We start from the raw sequence: 16840 nt of genomic DNA on the forward strand, positions 1-16840 counted from the left end.
CCAATGGCTGCACTGACGAGCACGGCAGGGAGTCTGTAGACTCTAAGGCTTAGCGATGCGGCTGCACTTGGGAAACGCGCTCGATTCTTGCGAAGGCATTGAGCGCGGATGTTCGAGTTCCGATCACATCGAATTCGCCATCGCAGTCGGTATCGCGAGCGGAGTACGCACTATGTCCCGGAGCTATCGTCGATGATCACGAACGCAGAGAGCCAGGTGGCGCGCGTGGTCGGATATGTCGCCGACGTGGCTGACGTCGCCGAGCGTCACAGCCCCGAGTCGGACATCCAGCGGTACTCCGAGCGACTGCGCCGCTTGTCTGACATCATCGTGGCGTTCAATGTGGCTGCGCATGTCAGCGACGTCGTCCAGGGACTGGGTGATGAGCTACTCGCGCTGTGCGCGGCCGACCGCGTCGATGTCGACGTGCTTCGTGGCGCGCGTCACACCGAGCACCACGCGATCGGCGTCGCGCCGGCTGCCTCCGACACAGTTAGCGGCGACGCCAGTGAGCCGCTCCGTATCAGGCTCGCGCAACGTGATGGAAGCCCGCTCGGCGAACTGGTACTCTCGCGCGCATCGGCGCCGTTCACGTCCGACGAGGTCTCGATCGCCGTGCAAGTGGCGCAGGTAGCCGCCGTGACGATCGAGAATCTCGACCTCATCGATGCGCTGCGTGAGGCCGATCAGCGAAAGGACCGTTTCCTGGCCACGCTCGCCCACGAACTGCGCAATCCACTCACGCCGATCGTGAATGCGGTGGCCATGCTCGAGCGTGTAGCCGGTTCGCACAGCGGGGTCGCGCGCGCCAAGGCGACGATCGACCGACAGTCCAGTCAGCTGGTCCGTTTGATCGATGACCTCATGGATGTCAGTCGCGTGACGCAGGACCGCCTTGAATTGCGTCGGGAAGTCGTCTTGATGCGTGATGTGTTCGAACTGGCCTTCGAAGCCGTGCGGCCGATGATCATCGAACGCAATCTGCACCTGACCGTCAACATGCCGAACGAGTCGATCGGGTTGTTCGTCGATCCGGCGCGTCTGGCGCAGGCCCTCACGAATATTCTCAGTAACGCCGTGAAGTACACGGACGCGAATGGTGACATTCTGGTGGCCGTGCACATCACGGCCGACGCCGTGCGCATCGAAGTCTCCGATACCGGAATCGGGATCCCGGCCGAGCAACTGGAACACGTGTTTCAGATGTTCTCCCGCGTGTACGACCATGGCAGTCGCATGCCGGCCGGGCTTGGGATCGGCTTGGCCTTGGCACGCCGACTGGTGGAAATGCATGGTGGCACGATGACCGCGCATAGTGCCGGTGCGGGGCAGGGTAGCACGTTCCGCCTCACGTTGCCGCGCGTCGTGAGTTCCGATGTCCATCACGAGCAGCTCCTCAAGGTCAACGCCGATCGGTCGAGTGCATCGGCGGAGCTTTCCGACATCCCCCTGCCTATGTCTACGCCTCGTTTCGTGCCCCTCGTTGCCGGCCGCCGTGTGTTGGTGGTCGACGACAACATCGATGCCGCCGACAGCCTGGCCCTGCTGCTCGAGCGCGAGGGCCACCAGGTCTCCGTCGCGTACGACGGGGAACATGCGGTACGCGTCTATGCCGAACAGCATCCGGAAGCCGTCGTGATGGACATCGGTCTGCCGCTCCTCGACGGCTACGAGGCTGCGCGGGCGATGCGCATGGCGCAGGGTGGGCACTCGCTGCTGCTCATCGCGCTGACCGGATGGGGACAGGGCGAAGATCGACGTCGGTCTCAGGAAGCGGGGTTTGATCATCACCTGGTCAAGCCCATCTCCCCCCGAACCATTCATGCGTTGCTCGTCGAGCATACACGCCTCGCGCCGGCAGCCCCGGCGAGCTAGACATTAGGGACGCTGGTCCATCGCTCCCCGGCCCCTTTGCCGATGTCTCCGTTTCTCGTTGTCGTTCGTTCCCGCCGCGTGGTCGCGGCGACGCTGGTGTCCGTTATCGCGGCGGTGCCTGACGTGCTGCTCGCGCAGGTGGCGTCGGCTCCGGCATCCGCTGTAGCAGTACCTTCGGCTGCCGCCGCCATGCCGCCGCGCGCGATCCGCCGGGATGTACCCATTACCAACAGCATCCGTCGCGCCTACGCCGCAGGCACGCGCGATTCCACTGGGCGTCCAGGACGTCACTACTGGCAACTACGCACCGACTACGCAATCGACGTCTCGCTTGATCCGGCCACATCGCGACTGACCGGCACGGCGCGCATCACGCTGCACAACAGCAGCCCCGATCCGCTGCGTGAACTCGGTCTTCGTCTCGATCCCAATCACTTCCTCGGCAACGCGCCGCACGCCGCGCCGTGGGTCCCGGCCGAAGTGACCGATGGCATGGTCATCTCGCGAATGTCGATCGACGGCAAGCCGGTGAACCTCGCGTCAAACGCCGCACCGGCCGGTGACGGTGGCTCCGGCGCGCGTGCGATCGTCGCGGCGCAGCAGAGTGCGGCCAATGCGGCCACTGGTGAGGCTGTGCTGCGTAACGGTCGGTCCACATCGGCCAGCGTCCGACTCGGAACGCCGATCGCCGCCGGCGCGAAGGCGGTGCTCGAGATTGCCTGGTCGCACAAGCTTCCCGGCGGACCCGGCACCGGCCACCGCATGGTACAGCGATGGGCGGACACCCTGTACCAGCCTACGCAGTGGTTCCCGCGCGTCGCCGTCTACGACGACCTGCGTGGTTGGGACAACGAGCTGTACGTCGGTCCGTCGGAGTTCTACAACAACTTCGGCACCTTCGATGTGAACATCGACGTGCCTGCCGGTTGGATCGTCAGCGGAACTGGTGTGCTGAAGAATCCCGAGCAGGTGCTCACTGCGGCGGCACGCGAGCGCCTTGCCAAGGTCACGCAGTCCGATGCCGTCACCATGATTGTGGGCCCCGACGAAATCGGACCGGGGCAAGCCACCGCCGTGGGCAATGCCAACGGACGACTCGTGTGGCGCTTCCACGCCGACACCGTAAACGACTTTGCGTGGGCCACCGCAAAGAAATACGTGTGGAACGCGACCCGGGCCACGATCCCCGGCAGAGGCGCGATCCCGGTGCATATGCTGTTCTTGCCAGGTCGTGCCAACCTGTTCGCGAAGGCGGGTGAGATCAGCCGCCATGCGCTCGAGTTCTACTCGAAGCTCTGGTTTCCGTATCAGTTCCCGCAACTCACGTTGCAGGACGGACCGAGTTCGGGCATGGAATATCCCATGGTGATCAACTCCAATGCGGGCGCGGCCGACCACGAGACGGGGCACCAGTGGTGGCCCATGGTCGTCAGCAACAACGAGACCTGGTACGGATGGATGGACGAGGGCTTCAATCAGTACATGAACATCCTCTCCGATGCTGATGCCGATTCAAAAGCGCCGGTGTTCGATGGACTCGGCCAGAACTACGGCCGCACCAGCGGCGCCGAAGCCGAGCCGCCGATGATGTGGAACGCCAACTACGCGGGGCCTGGCTTCTACGGCTTTACCACGTATCAGAAGACGCCGCTGATGCTATCGGCGCTGGGCGGCATCGTCGGCGACAGCGCCGTGCAGCGCGCGCATCGCGAGTGGGCGCAGGCATGGATGTTCAAGCATCCGTCGCCGTGGGACTACATGTTCTTCATGAATAAGGCGCTCGGTCGCGATCTCAGCTGGTTCTGGAACAGCTGGCTGTTCACGACCGAAAGCGTGGACGGCCGATTGGTCAGTGTGAAGACGCAGGGCATCCGCACCACGGTGACGGTGGCGCAAGACGGCAACATGCCCGCGCCGATCGTGCTCGAAGTGAAGTTCGCAGGCAGCGGCCCGGCCATTCGACCCATGAAGAATGCGGTTATGACGGACAGCCTGACGGCGCTGGTGACGTGGCCGGTCGATGTCTGGTTCGGCGGCCGGCGAAGCATCGCGGCGGACCTCGTATTCGGCGGACGTAAGATTGAACGGATCACACTCGACCCGGCTCGCCGCTTCCCCGACCGCACGCCGGCGGACAACCAGTGGCCTGCCTCAGCCCCCACGGCGGCGCCCCCGGCGAGATAGCCGCTACTCAAGTCCTGTTTGTCCAAGCCCGATAATTCAAGAGAGAGCCCGCCAACTATATTGACCGGTGGGCTCTCGCTTGCCGGCGACGAAGTCGGTCACATTGGATCGTCTCCCGTGCTTCGTCATCATGTTTGCCCTTCGTTCGCTGCGCGCTCGCCTGCGCACCATTGCGTTGATTGGAGCAGTTGGTATTCTTGCCGTCGCGATCGCCGGTCAGGTCGCCCTTCGCGTGGCGAAGTCCGCCACCGGGGATCGTGCCCATAACAATGTGGCGCAGCGCTATCAGATGGATAGCGACATGATGCACGACGCCATGCGCGCTGACGTGCTCGAAGCCATGCTGCTGGGTCAGCGAGGGGACAGTAGCGGTGTCAACGCCGCACGCGAAGCGCTACGCGAACATGCGACCCGGTTCGTAACGTCGCTCGACAGCGCCGCCGCCTCGATCAAGAATGCGACGATCGTGGCCTCGCTGCCCGAGACACGCCAGGAAGTCGTTGCGTACGTCGGTGCAGCCGAGGAGGTCATCGGCGCGGTCCTGCGCGACTCCGTGCAGGCACGCGTGAGCTCCGAATCGTTCCGCGCGCAATTCACCGTGGTCGAAGGACGCATGGAAGCGTTCGGCGATGCGATTCAAGACAACTCCCGCGCGGTCGAGGCGCGCACGGCATCCCGCTTTACACAGGCCTCTCGATTCATCTGGGCCATCTGCGCCGTCTTCTTCGTATTCGGTCTGACGTACGCGTGGCGCGTCGCACAATCACTGGGCGCCCGTATGGCGCGCATCGCCGCGCAGGTGACGCAGCTGCAGGAAGACGGTGTGGAAGTCGTCTCTCGCTCGCTCGCCGCCCTCGCCCGAGGCGAGATGCTGTCCGCGCAAGCGCGCACCATCACGCCGATCGACGATCCGTCGCCGGACGAACTTGGCGCCGTGTCGGCAGCGGTCGATCGCATGGCCGCTGAATGTGTGTCGTCGCTCGCCGCTTGCCTTCGGGCGCAGCACGCGGTCACGCATACGGTCCAGGAAATCGAACGGATCGCCGGACAGGCGCGTCGCGGCGTGCTTGATGGGCGTAGCGACCGTACCGTCGTGCAGGGGCGCTATGCCGATGTGCTGGTCGGCGTGGACGGACTGATGACCGCGATCGCGACACCGCTGGCCGCCGCACGACACGCTCTCGCCGAAGTGGCGGGGCGCAATCTCGAAGCACGCATGGACGGCGAATTCGCCGGCGAGTTCGCCCAAGTGCAGGAGTCGTTGAATACCGCAGTGCGCAACATGGCGAGCACCCTCGGTCAGGTGCGCGCAGCCGCTTTTCAGGTGGATGACGCGGCAAGCCAACTCTCGTCGGGAAGTCAGCAGTTGGCCAACGGCGCATCCAGGCAGGCGGCCAGCGCCGAAGAGATCAGCGCATCGGTCACCGAATTGCAGACCTTGGCGCAGCGCACCGCGACGCAGGCCGTGGAAGTGCAGGCCGCCGCCCGACTCGCACAAGACAGCGTGCAGGTGGGCGCCGAGTCCATGATCGCGATGGGCGACGACATGCTGCGGATCAAGCGGTCGGCCGACGCGACGCATCGCATTGTGAAGACGATCGATGAGATTGCCTTTCAGACCAACCTGCTCGCGCTGAATGCCGCCGTCGAAGCGGCGCGCGCCGGTGACGCCGGTCGCGGCTTCGCCGTCGTTGCCGAAGAAGTACGCGCGCTCGCCATTCGTTCAGCCGAAGCGGCCAAGCAAACGGCGGCGCTCATCGAAGAAGAGATCCAAAATGTGAGTCGCGGAGTGCAGCGTGAGCAGTCGGTGCGCGAGCAGCTCGTTACCGCACGTGCGCAGGTGGAGCGCGTGGGCATCGTGGTCGAGGAGATCGTGACGGCGTCGGCGATGCAGGCACGGGGACTCGACGAGGTGAGCCGTGGTGTGGCGCTCATGAGCGAGGTCACACAGACGGTGGCCAGTAACGCGGAGGAAAGTGCGGCCGCGTCAGAAGAGTTGCTGGGCCAGGCCGGAGCGCTCGCTGAGGCGGTTCGCGGCTTCAAGACGCGAGATATCGAGACGCGGCAGGACGATGCGCGCTCGTTGAACGCACGGCGGCGGAAGGTCGCGTGAGCGGCGAAGGAATCGGCGCCGACTGAGAATAGAGACTCAATTATCTCAGCACTTGACTAAAGGGCGCCCCGGCCGCTAGTCTCCGCGAACAACAGAGATCGTGGTCATTTGCCGCCTATTGCCGCCACGTAAAACAACGAGCTAAAACGCGACTGCCCGGGCGAACCAATAGCCCGGGCTTTGTCGTTTGGGACGGCGCCATCGTGACCGGAGCTGAACATGTCCACGCGCCCCATCGCCATTTATCACGAGCATCCCGATTGGTTTCGCCCGCTATTCGCCGAGCTGGAGCGTCGCGGTATCGCCTACGAGCGGCTCGACGCCGCCGCGCACGAATTCGAACCCGCCAACACCGACACGCCGTACGCGTTGGTGTTTAATCGGGCGAGCCCGTCGGCGTATCTGCGCGGTCACGCGCAGACCACCTTCTACACGCTGCACTGGCTGCGTCATCTCGAGCGCCTCGGCGTGCCGGTGGTGAACGGTGCCGACGCCTACGCGCTCGAACTCTCCAAAGCCACGCAGCTCGATCTGCTGCGCGAGCTTGGGCTCCCGTATCCGCGCTCGCGTGTGATCAACGATCCGTCGCGCGCGGTCGCCGCCGCTCGGGGCTTCCGCTATCCCGTGTTGGTGAAGGCGAATGTGGGCGGCAGTGGCGCCGGCATCGTGAAGTACGACACGGAGCAGGCGTTGGCTGATGCCGTGTCGGCCGGCGTGGTGGATCTCGGCGTAGATGGTACCGCACTCGTGCAGGAAGCCGCGCCGCTGCGCGATGGACATATCACGCGCGTGGAGACCCTCAACGGCAAGTACCTGTACGCCATCAACGTGTATCCCGCCATCGGTTCGTTCGATCTGTGCCCGGCCGACGCGTGCCAGACCACGAACGGCGTGGAGCTCGTGCGCGGTGCTTGCGCGATCGATGCACCCAAGTCGGGGATGCGGGTGGAGCGCGCGGATCCGCCGGCGCACATCATTGCGGAAGTGGAACGCATCGCCCAGGCGGCGAAGATCGACGTCGGTGGCATCGAGTACTTGGTCGATGACCGCGATGGTCAGCACTATTTCTACGATGTGAACGCGCTGTCCAACTTCGTGGCCGATGCCATCAACGTGGTCGGCTTTGATCCTTTCGAACGCCTGGTCGACTATTTGGCCGAGCGTGCCGGCGTGCTCGACGCGGTGGGGGCCTGATGCGCTTTGGCTACTGGCTCCCAGTGTTTGGTGGTTGGCTGCGCAACGTGCCCGATGAGGGCATGGAGGCGAGCTGGCCGTATGTGCAGCGACTCGCACGGCGCAGCGAAGAGATCGGATACGATCTCACGCTGATCGCCGAGTTGTTCCTCAACGACATCAAGGGTATCGACGCACCAGCGCTCGACGCGTGGTCGACCGCGGCCGCACTCGCGGCGGTAACCACCCGCCTCGAGCTCATGGTGGCCGTGCGCCCCACGTATCATCATCCCGCCACACTCGCCAAGCAGGCCGCGAACATCGATCGGATCAGCAACGGCCGTCTCTCGCTGAACGTGGTGTCGAGCTGGTGGAAGGACGAAGCGCGGCGTTACGGCAGTCAGTTCGATGAACACGACGATCGCTACGCGCGCACGGCCGAATGGCTCGACGTGCTGCACGGCGCGTGGTCGCAGTCGTCGCTGAGCTATCACGGCAAGTACTACCAGGTGGATGAACTCATTGTGCAGCCGAAGCCGATCGGCAGTCGCGGCCATCCGCATCCGGTGCTCTATGCCGGCGGCGAATCCGACGCGGCGAAGTCGCTGATCACGCGTGCCTGCGATGCGTACGTGATGCACGGTGATCCGCCCGATCGCGTAGCCCCCAAAGTGGCCGACATGCAGCGCCGTCGTGAAGCGGCTGGCCTGGGTCCGATGCAATACGGCATGGCAGCCTACGCGATCGTGCGTGACACAGAGGCCGAAGCACAACGCGAGCTCGAGCGCATCACGAACGTGCAGCCAGGTTCACCTGGCTTCCACAACTATCAGGACTGGATCGCCAACACGCAGCTCGATCAACACCTGTCGCTGCAGGACTACTCGGTATCCAATCGCGGCCTGCGCGCGGGACTTGTGGGCACGCCCGAGCAAGTGGCTGATCGGGTGCGCGAGTTCGAGGCGGCTGGTGTTGGGCTGTTGCTGCTGCAGTGCAGCCCACAGCTCGAGGAGATGGAGCGCTTCGCCGAGCAGGTGATGCCGCTCGTGCGCACACAGAAGGTGCTGGCGGCGTAGGCCGTAACCGCGAACAGCAAAAGCAACAGCGGGAACACGGAGTCGGCGGATTTCACCGGTCACACAGATAAGCAAAGAGCGCTTTTGTTTATCTGTGAAGTCTGCGTCATCCGCCGACTCCGTGTTCCCGCTGTTGCTTTTCGCTGTTGCTTTTCGCTGTTGCTTTTCGCAGTTGCCGTTCCTCTCTGTCGCCACACCACGAAACAGGTACTTTGGAACTATGCCCAGACACGCCCAACTCACCACCGCACTGCTCTTCGTCGCGACCGCAGCGACGTCGCTCTCCGCCCAGCCGGCCCGTCGACCATTTCGGATCGAGGAAGCGACCATCGCCCAGATCCATGCGGCGTTCAAGTCGAAGGCGCTGACCTGTCGTGCGCTCACGAAGGCCTATCTCGATCGTATCGACGCCCTCGACAAGCGCGGCCCGGCGATCAACGCGATCATTCTGGTGAATCCGGATGCCATCGCCGTGGCCGATTCGCTCGACAAGCGCTACGCCGCTGGCGGGCCCACGGGCCCGCTGCACTGCGTCCCGATGATCGTGAAGGACAACTTCGAGACCATGGGCATGCAGACCACTGGTGGCTCGTTGGCGCTCGAAGGGTGGAAGCCGCTGCAGGACGCCACGATGGTGCGGCAGATCAAGCACGCCGGGGCCATCGTGTTGGCGAAGTCGAATCTCGCCGAGTGGGCGTTCACGCCGTACGAGACCGTCAGCTCGATCCTGCCGGGCTACACACACAATCCGTATGCGCTCGATCGGGTCACGGCCGGATCGAGTGGTGGGACCGCCGCCGCCGTGGCCGCCAGCTTCGGCGCAGTCGGACTCGGCACCGACACCGGCAATTCCATCCGTGGCCCGTCGGCCCATCAGGCGTTGGTCGGCATTCGCTCCACGATGGGCCTCACCTCGCGGGCCGGCGTGATCCCACTCAACGCGTCGGCCGATGTTGCCGGTCCAATGGCACGGACCGTCGCCGATGCCGTTGCCGTGTTCGACGTGGTGGTCGGCAGTGATCCCGCGGATTCCGTTACCGCTCCAGCCGATGCCAAGCGCCGCGCGTCGTATGCCAGCTTCCTGGTGCGTGGTGCACTCAAAGGCGCGCGCGTCGGCATTCTGCGGCAGGCGTATGAGCGGCCAACGCTCGACGCAGAAGTGCAGCGCGTGTTCGAGCGCGCCGTCGCCGACCTGCGGGCGCACGGTGCCGTGATCGTCGAGGTGCGAGTCGATTCGCTCGACGCCATTCAGCGTCGCCAGCAGGGTGGCTGCAATCGGTTCAAGGCCGACTTCGAACGCTACTTCGCCGCGCGCGGTTCGAACGCCCCAGTGAAGACCATCGACGAGGTGCTCCGCAGCCGGAAGTTCCACCCCACCGTGGAGCAGCGTCTGCGTGACGCCTCGCAGGTGACCGAACTCCCTGAAGCCAGCGTTGGCTGCCAGAGCCGTGAGCGGGTCCGCACGGCGCTGCGCGACGCCGTGCAGCAGATGATGGACACGCTGCAACTCGACGCCGCGATCTATCCCACGTGGAGTAACGCGCCGCGCCTCATCGGCGACCTGAACACGCCGCACGGCGACAACAGTCAACTCTTCTCGCCCAGTACCGGCTTCCCCGCCATCACCGTGCCGATGGGCTACACGCGCGACAATCGATTACCCGCCGGCCTGAGTTTCCTCGGGCGCCCATGGAGCGAAGGACGGCTGATTCAGCTCGTGTACGACTACGAGCAGGCCACCAAGCATCGTCGCGCGCCGGTGCTGACGGCGCGCTGAGCCCCTCTTAGCAACAGCAAAAGCAAAAGCGGGAACACGGAGTCCACCGATTCCGCAGATGTCACAGATAAACGAATAGCGCTCTTGGCTTATCTGTGTCATCGGTGCAATCGGTGGACTCCGTGTTCAGGCTGTTGCCGTTGCTGTTGGCGGTTTGCCGCTCAACTGCTGTAATAAGACGCGTTCTCGTCCACGTAGCCCTTAGTCAAGTCGCAACCGTACGCGATCGCCTCGCCGTCACCGACGCCCAGCGACACCGACAGATCCACGACTTCGCGCGACAACGTCTCCCGTACCACCGCGTCGTCGAAGGCCAGCCGCTCGCCGTGGCCGACCACCTGAAAGCCGTTGATCCATGCATCCGTCGTTACCGGACGGATCGTGCAATCGAAGCACTTGCCGACCGCCATCAGCAAGCGGCCGACGTTCGGATCGGCGCCGTGCACCATCGTCTTCACCAGCGGCGAATTCAGGATGGACTTCGCGACCACATGCGCTTCCGTGTCGTTCAGGGCACCTCGCACCGTCACGCGGACCAGATGCTCGGCGCCCTCGCCGTCACGCGCCAGAATCTCCGTCATGCGACGGCAGCCGGCCGTAAGGACCGCGAGGAAATCCGCTTCGTCAACCGCGCCGGCCAAGCCGTTGGCCAAGATCGCGCAGGTGTCGGACGTGCTCGTATCGGTGTCGACCGACAGCATGTTGAACGTCGGCGCCACCGCGACGCGCAGGAGTCGATCCAGTGTCGGCGCGTCAATCGCCGCGTCGGTGAAGATGTACGACAGCATCGTGGCCATGTTCGGCTCGATCATGCCGGACCCCTTCGCCACCCAGGTGATCGTGGCGTTGCCGATCGATGCCGACAGCGCTTTCGGATGCGTGTCCGTCGTCATGATGCCCTCGGCGCCCACCATGGGATCGTCCTGCAGATCGGACGTCATGCCGACCACGCCCAGCTCGATCGTCTCGATCGGCAACTGCACGCCGATCACACCGGTCGAGCTCACCAACACGCGTTCCGAAGTCGTTCCCAGCTCGGCCGCGGCCGCCACGGCCATCCGTCGCGCGTTCTCCACGCCGCGCGTGCCCGTCGCGACATTGCTCACCTTGCTGTTCGCGATGATCGCCCGCAGCATACCGCCCTTGATCGTTTCGCGGCCAAGGATGATTGGCGCGCCGGGAAAATGATTGCGGGTAAACACGGCGGCGGCGGCGGCGTCGACATCACTGGCGAACAACGTCAGATCGCGAGCCGACGGCTTGAGGCCGACATTGCGGCTGGCGCAGCGAAAGCCGCGTGGAAACACCGGGGTCGCATGAAACGTGATAGCGGAGGACATCTCGAAAGCTACTATGATTCCGGGGTACGACGTAGCCAGCACCTCGGGACCCGCCCTTTCCCCTCGCTCCGCGTCCGCATGTTCACATGCCCTGTTCCTCAGCCGCGCGGTTCGATGGCGCGTCGGCTCGTACCCCTTGGTGCGGCAACCCTGACGACACTGCTCGCCGTCGTCGCCACGGTGGCCCACGCGCAGTCGGCGCCGGCCGGCACCGCACGGTCGCGTGCCGTGTCCGATACGTCGGTCTTCGCGCCGCTCGTGCTGCCCACCCCCAATGCGTTTCGTAGCGGCAGCGGCGCCCCTGGCGCGAAGTACTGGCAGAACCGCGCCGACTACACCTTGGCCGCCACACTCGATACGGCCGCCAAGACCGTGAAGGGGGAACTCACCCTGCGCTACACGAACCGGTCGCCCGACACGCTGCGCTTCATGTGGCTGCAGGTCGAACAGAATGCGTTCCGAGCCAAGTCGCTCAACTCGTACATCTTCCCCGAAGAGTCCCGATTCGGAGCCCGCGGTTTCGAGGGTGGATACACGTTTTCGAAGCTCGATCAGCTCGTGGCGGCGAAGGGCGGGGCATCGAAGCGGATGCCGCTCGCCCGTCGATTGAACGAGACGATGATGAAAGTCGAGTTTGCCGAGCCGTTGGCTCCGGGTCGCACCGCCGTGCTGGATATGGCGTGGACGTTTCCCGTGCCGGAACATGGTGCCGATCGCATGGGTCGTGACGGCGCGCTGTACGAGATCGCGCAGTGGTTCCCTCGGGCCGCGGTGTACGACGACGTGCGTGGATGGAACATCGAGCCGTACCTCGGACAGGGCGAGTTCTATCTCGATTACGGTGACTACAACCTGGCCATCACCGTGCCGTCCGGATACATCGTGGCGGCGACCGGCTCGCTGCAGAACGCGCGCGAGGTGCTCACCCCCACGCAGATCGCGCGTCATACGTTGGCCGCGAAGTCGGACACCGTGATTCGTCTCATCACCGCTGACGAACTGGCCAAGGGCACGGCGCGCCCGCGCACCAGTGGCACGATGACCTGGCGTTTCAGCGCAAAGAACGTGCGCGATGCCGTATGGGCGGCGTCCCCCGAATTCCAGTGGGACGCGTCGAGCTGGAAGGGGATTATGGCGTACGCCTACTATCGCCCCGCGGCCGCAGTGAATTGGCATGACGCCGCCGACCAGGCGCGCATGTCCATCATCGAGTACTCGGAGCGCTGGTTCCAGTATCCCTGGCCGCACATCTCCGCGGTGGAAGGACCGATCAGCGGCATGGAGTATCCGATGATCGCGATGGAGAACATCAGCAACGACATCTACGACCTGTATAATGTGGTTACCCACGAGATCGGCCACATGTGGTTCCCCATGATCGTGGGCAGCAACGAACGGACGTACATGTGGCAGGACGAAGGCTTCAACACCTTCATCAATACCTTCTCCGAAGGGCGCCGTTATCCGGAGCGCGGCGATCAGCTCGCGCGCGCGGCCGAAGAACGGCGCATGGTGGAGTCGTTCATGGTGCAGGGGGTCGACAAGCCGGTGGATATCAATCCCGATCGCATCAGTCCGGCACTGCTGGGCGAAGCGGCGTACGTGAAGCCAAGCGTGGGACTGCAGCTGCTGCGCGAGGAGATCCTCGGCTCGGACGCGTTCGACGATGCCTTCCGCACCTACATCGGTCGGTGGGCCTACAAACATCCCACGCCGGCCGACTTCTTCCGCACCATGGAGGACGTCAGCGGCCGTCGTCTCGATTGGTTCTGGCGTCAGTGGTTCGTCGAGAATGCGCGATTCGACCAGAGCGTGGACAGTGTGATCACGCGCACGAAAGGCGACACCACCTTTGTCGGCGTGTTGTATGGCAATCGTGAACGCGGTGTCTTGCCGGTGCGGGCCCGCTTCACGTTCACTGATGGCACCACGCAGGACTATGTGTATCCGGCGGAAGTCTGGAGTACGAACTCGCGACAATATGGGCGTGAGTATGCGTTCGTGAAAAAGCAGCTCGCGCAGATCGAGCTGGACCCCGAACAGCGTCTGCTCGACGTGGATCGCAACAACAACCGTTGGGGCAAGACGCGCGTTACGCCGTGACGTACTCAGGCGCGCACATTAAGATCGCTTTAACTTGTATTTGCTGAGACGTTATAAAAGCGTGGCGAACTACCGATTGTGTGGGTTCAAACGCTATCACATAGGGACGGAGTGAGTGGGACCAGTCCTGTACAGAATCGGGAATGGGGTTATCGTCACACATGCCAACCCAGCCTTCACTCCGTCCGTTTGACGTCGCTGTGGCCCTTCGCCTGCTGCTGGTGCCGGAGGACCGCTATGAGCCGCTGGCCAACGCGCTGGCCACCAGCACGAGTGCGGCGCACCGGTCCGTGGCCAGACTCCAGCATGCCGGGCTCTGCGAACCCTCCAGTCGTACCGTGAATCGCAGCGCCTGTCGTGAGTTCCTCGTGCACGGAGTACGCTATGCGTTTCCGCCGGTGCATGGTCCGGAGCGGCTGGGCATGCCGACCGCCGGTTCGCATCCCGAGCTCTCCGCCCTGTTCGGAAACGGGTCGGCGATGAAGGCGCTGGTGTGGCCCATGGAGGGAGGCGTGGTGCGTGGCGAAACGCTGGTGCCGCTCTTCAATGGGGTCACCAAGGTGGCAACCCGGGATGTCCGGCTGCATCATCTGCTGGCGTGCGTGGATGTCATCCGGGTCGGCACGAGTGCTCAGCGCGCCGTGGCGGCCGACGTGATCGCGCAACGCCTTTCGCTGCTCGACTGACCTGGGATTGCCCCGCTGGGGCCAAGCCGACGACGACACGCAAAGAGCCGCTTCCGGGATCCGGGGCGGCTCAATGCATTGCAGCAATTCACACAGTCGACTTACACAACCAACACACAGAAGCGCGATCCCGGTGTCGGTCGGTGCCGCAACGGAGCCGGTCAAGCTGACCAGCAAGGCGATAGTACGCGCGTTGCGTCAGCTCAGCGTCATTCGTTTCGTCCCGCTGTCGGCAACCCGGCCGCGATCCACGCCGCGAAGCCGCCGCGGATATTCACCGCGTCCTGTCGACCGAGACGGTGGAGGAGGCTGGTCGCCACTGCGGACCGCACGCCGGACTGGCAGTGCACGAGCAGCGGCGTGGCGGGGAGCTCGTCGAGGCGTTGACGCAGGTCGCCCAGCGGCACGTGGAGAGCACCATCGATATGGCCGGCGTCCCACTCCGTGCGGCCTCGCACGTCGATGACGGTCGCCGCGCCATCGGCCCGTTGCGACGGGACGTCCGTGACCGATGTCTGCGGGATGCGGTGCACTGCTTGGCCCGCGTCGCGAGCGGCGGCCAAGGCCTCGCGCGCATCAACCCAGCCAACGATCCGATCAAAACCGATGCGCGAGAGATCGCGAACCGCCCACGACACGGCGTCGCTCTCCCCGTCCGACATCAGCACGATTTCGTCCGTCACCGGAATGATCGATCCCGCCCAGGTGCTGAAGCTCTTGGAGTAGGGTAGCGACACACTGCCGTCGATCGCGCCGTCGGCGTATTCGCTGGCCGGTCGCAAGTCGAGCATCCACCGGCTGCGGCTCGACGTCGCAACCACCACGTCGTTCGAGGCCAACCGCGGCGCGGCCGGCGACCGGCCCAGCACTGGCGGGCCTTCCCGGTTGATGCGCTTCATCACCGCGAAATACCGCGGCGGCTCGGGTTGCCCGTCGAGCACGGCGGCCACGAACGCCGCCTCGTCCGCCTCAGCCACACCCCAGTTCGACAGCTTCTCGTAACCGACCGTGGACGACGGCACCGCGCCCAATGCCTTCCCGCAGGCGGATCCGGCGCCGTGTCCGGGCCACACCTGCAAATGATCAGGAAGCGCCCGGAACCGCTGCAGCGACCGGAAGAGCGTTCGTGCTCCCGCCTCCATCGTGTCAGCGATTCCGGCCGCCCGTTCCAGCAGGTCAGGCCGCCCGACATCGCCCACGAACACGAAGTCGCCGGTCAGAATCCCCATCGGACCGGCACCTCGTGGACGATCGGTCACCACGAACGCGAGATGTTCAGGCGTGTGTCCGGGGGTGTGCAGGACATCGAGCTGAATGTTGCCCACCATGATCGTGTCGCCGTCGTGCAGCAGCACCGCATCATCCTGCGCGGCGAAAGCGTACTGCCATTCCGGGCCGCCTTCTGCCGACAGGTACAGGCGCCCGCCAGTCGCGGCGCGGAGCTCGCGGGCGCCGGACACGAAGTCGGCGTGGATATGCGTTTCGGTAATGTGCGTGATGCGCAGCCCTTCAGCGCGCGCCACATCGCGATAGGGAGCGGGATCGCGAAGCGGATCGATCACGATGGCTTCGCCGGTGGCCTGGCATCCGATCACGTAGCTCGCCTGCGCCAGCGCGTGATCATACAATTCGCGAAAGAACATGCCCGGAATATACCGAGCACTGGGCCAAGCGGCTTGTCACAAAAAGTTTGAGACAATTCCCGCATCGTGACGGTGGTGCCGATGTCGCTATGCCTGCTCGCGCGTCAATGGAATACCATGGTTCCATGTCCTCGACTCCCCCGCGCCGCCCCTCGACGCTTTCTGCGGAGAAGTTCACGGCCGCGAAGCGACCGATCGGCTCGGCGCCCGACCCGCGCGCTCCGCTGCGCCCCGCAGAGGCTGCAATGACGTGGTCAGCGCGGCCGCCGGCGTCTGTGGCGACGGCGTACCCGGGAGCGCGAGCTCCAGGTGCCACGTCGCCTCTTGCCGCGTCGCGGCTTGCCTCCGGCGTGGGGGGAGCGGGAGCCATGCTGGACCAGGCGCCGACCCGGCCGCGCCTGCTCACCAAAGGGGCCGCGAAATCGGACAAGGACAGTCAGATCGTAACCAGTTTGGTGGTCGCATTCGTGCTGGTCGTCCTCGTCGTGGCGTCGGTGCGTGTACGAGGCAACATGCGCGTGACCAAGAGCAAAGATGCCGTGTCCGGCACGCTCAAAGGGGTGCACGAACGACAGTCCACATTCCGCCTGTTGAATCAGCGTTTCGCGACCTGGCGCGAGCTCGAAGCCCGCGGGATGCGCCTGCCGGCCGAACAGGCGGTGGTCAAGTCGAACGCCACGGCCTCGCACTGGTTCGTGTCGGTGCGGGACAGCGCCACCGGCGTGATTTGCGAGAAGACGGGTGAGTTGTTCGACGAAGGCCCGGACGATCACCGCCCGGTCTGCCGCGAGCCCGCGAAGTAGCCGCCGAAATCGGCCCCACGGGAATCGTTGTCGCGGGTTCCGATTCGCCGTCGCGGGCGATAGATCG

At 64.7% G+C, this 16840-nt stretch carries 11 protein-coding genes; 9 read left to right on the forward strand and 2 right to left on the reverse strand.

Annotated features, from left to right (window positions below):
- The first annotated feature begins 192 nt into the window (after positions 1 to 192).
- From RMP10_RS10280 to RMP10_RS10305, 6 genes are all read left to right on the forward strand, one after another.
- On the forward strand, positions 193 to 1875 hold the full coding sequence (locus tag RMP10_RS10280) for an ATP-binding protein (RefSeq protein WP_310570208.1): 1683 nt from the start codon (positions 193 to 195) through the stop codon (positions 1873 to 1875).
- A 42-nt stretch (positions 1876 to 1917) separates the two neighbouring features.
- Entirely contained in the window at positions 1918 to 4059 is a 2142-nt protein-coding gene (locus RMP10_RS10285; protein ID WP_310570209.1) for a M1 family metallopeptidase, read from the forward strand.
- Positions 4060 to 4189: 130 nt separating this feature from the next.
- Positions 4190 to 6172, forward strand: coding sequence for a methyl-accepting chemotaxis protein (locus tag RMP10_RS10290; protein WP_310570210.1), 1983 nt, complete (start codon positions 4190 to 4192; stop codon positions 6170 to 6172).
- Positions 6173 to 6391: 219 nt separating this feature from the next.
- Complete coding sequence (locus RMP10_RS10295) at positions 6392 to 7366, forward strand: hypothetical protein (RefSeq protein WP_309671836.1); 975 nt, start codon at positions 6392 to 6394, stop codon at positions 7364 to 7366.
- Complete coding sequence (locus RMP10_RS10300) at positions 7366 to 8421, forward strand: LLM class flavin-dependent oxidoreductase (protein WP_310570211.1); 1056 nt, start codon at positions 7366 to 7368, stop codon at positions 8419 to 8421. The genes RMP10_RS10295 and RMP10_RS10300 overlap by 1 nt, the downstream gene beginning before the upstream one ends.
- 220 nt (positions 8422 to 8641) lie before the next feature.
- Positions 8642 to 10198, forward strand: coding sequence for an amidase family protein (locus RMP10_RS10305; RefSeq protein WP_310570212.1), 1557 nt, complete (start codon positions 8642 to 8644; stop codon positions 10196 to 10198).
- A gap of 161 nt (positions 10199 to 10359) precedes the next feature.
- Here RMP10_RS10305 and argJ read toward each other — a convergent pair whose 3' ends face one another.
- Positions 10360 to 11538, reverse strand: coding sequence for a bifunctional glutamate N-acetyltransferase/amino-acid acetyltransferase ArgJ (gene argJ / locus RMP10_RS10310; RefSeq protein ID WP_310570213.1), 1179 nt, complete (start codon positions 11536 to 11538; stop codon positions 10360 to 10362).
- Positions 11539 to 11652: 114 nt separating this feature from the next.
- Between argJ and RMP10_RS10315 the strand changes: the two genes are divergently transcribed.
- Positions 11653 to 13641: a M1 family metallopeptidase gene (locus RMP10_RS10315; RefSeq protein WP_310570214.1), complete on the forward strand. Its 1989-nt coding sequence runs from the start codon at positions 11653 to 11655 to the stop codon at positions 13639 to 13641.
- A gap of 161 nt (positions 13642 to 13802) precedes the next feature.
- Positions 13803 to 14327, forward strand: a complete 525-nt coding sequence (locus RMP10_RS10320) for a hypothetical protein (protein ID WP_310570215.1) — start codon at positions 13803 to 13805, stop codon at positions 14325 to 14327.
- A gap of 209 nt (positions 14328 to 14536) precedes the next feature.
- Here RMP10_RS10320 and RMP10_RS10325 read toward each other — a convergent pair whose 3' ends face one another.
- On the reverse strand, positions 14537 to 15970 hold the full coding sequence (locus RMP10_RS10325; protein ID WP_310570216.1) for a rhodanese-like domain-containing protein: 1434 nt from the start codon (positions 15968 to 15970) through the stop codon (positions 14537 to 14539).
- A 368-nt stretch (positions 15971 to 16338) separates the two neighbouring features.
- Here RMP10_RS10325 and RMP10_RS10330 point away from each other — a divergent pair, with 368 nt between their 5' ends.
- Positions 16339 to 16773, forward strand: coding sequence for a hypothetical protein (locus tag RMP10_RS10330; protein WP_310570217.1), 435 nt, complete (start codon positions 16339 to 16341; stop codon positions 16771 to 16773).
- Positions 16774 to 16840 lie beyond the last annotated feature (67 nt).

It is taken from the genome of Gemmatimonas sp. (genome assembly GCF_031426495.1).
Taxonomy (GTDB): Bacteria; Gemmatimonadota; Gemmatimonadetes; order Gemmatimonadales; family Gemmatimonadaceae; genus Gemmatimonas.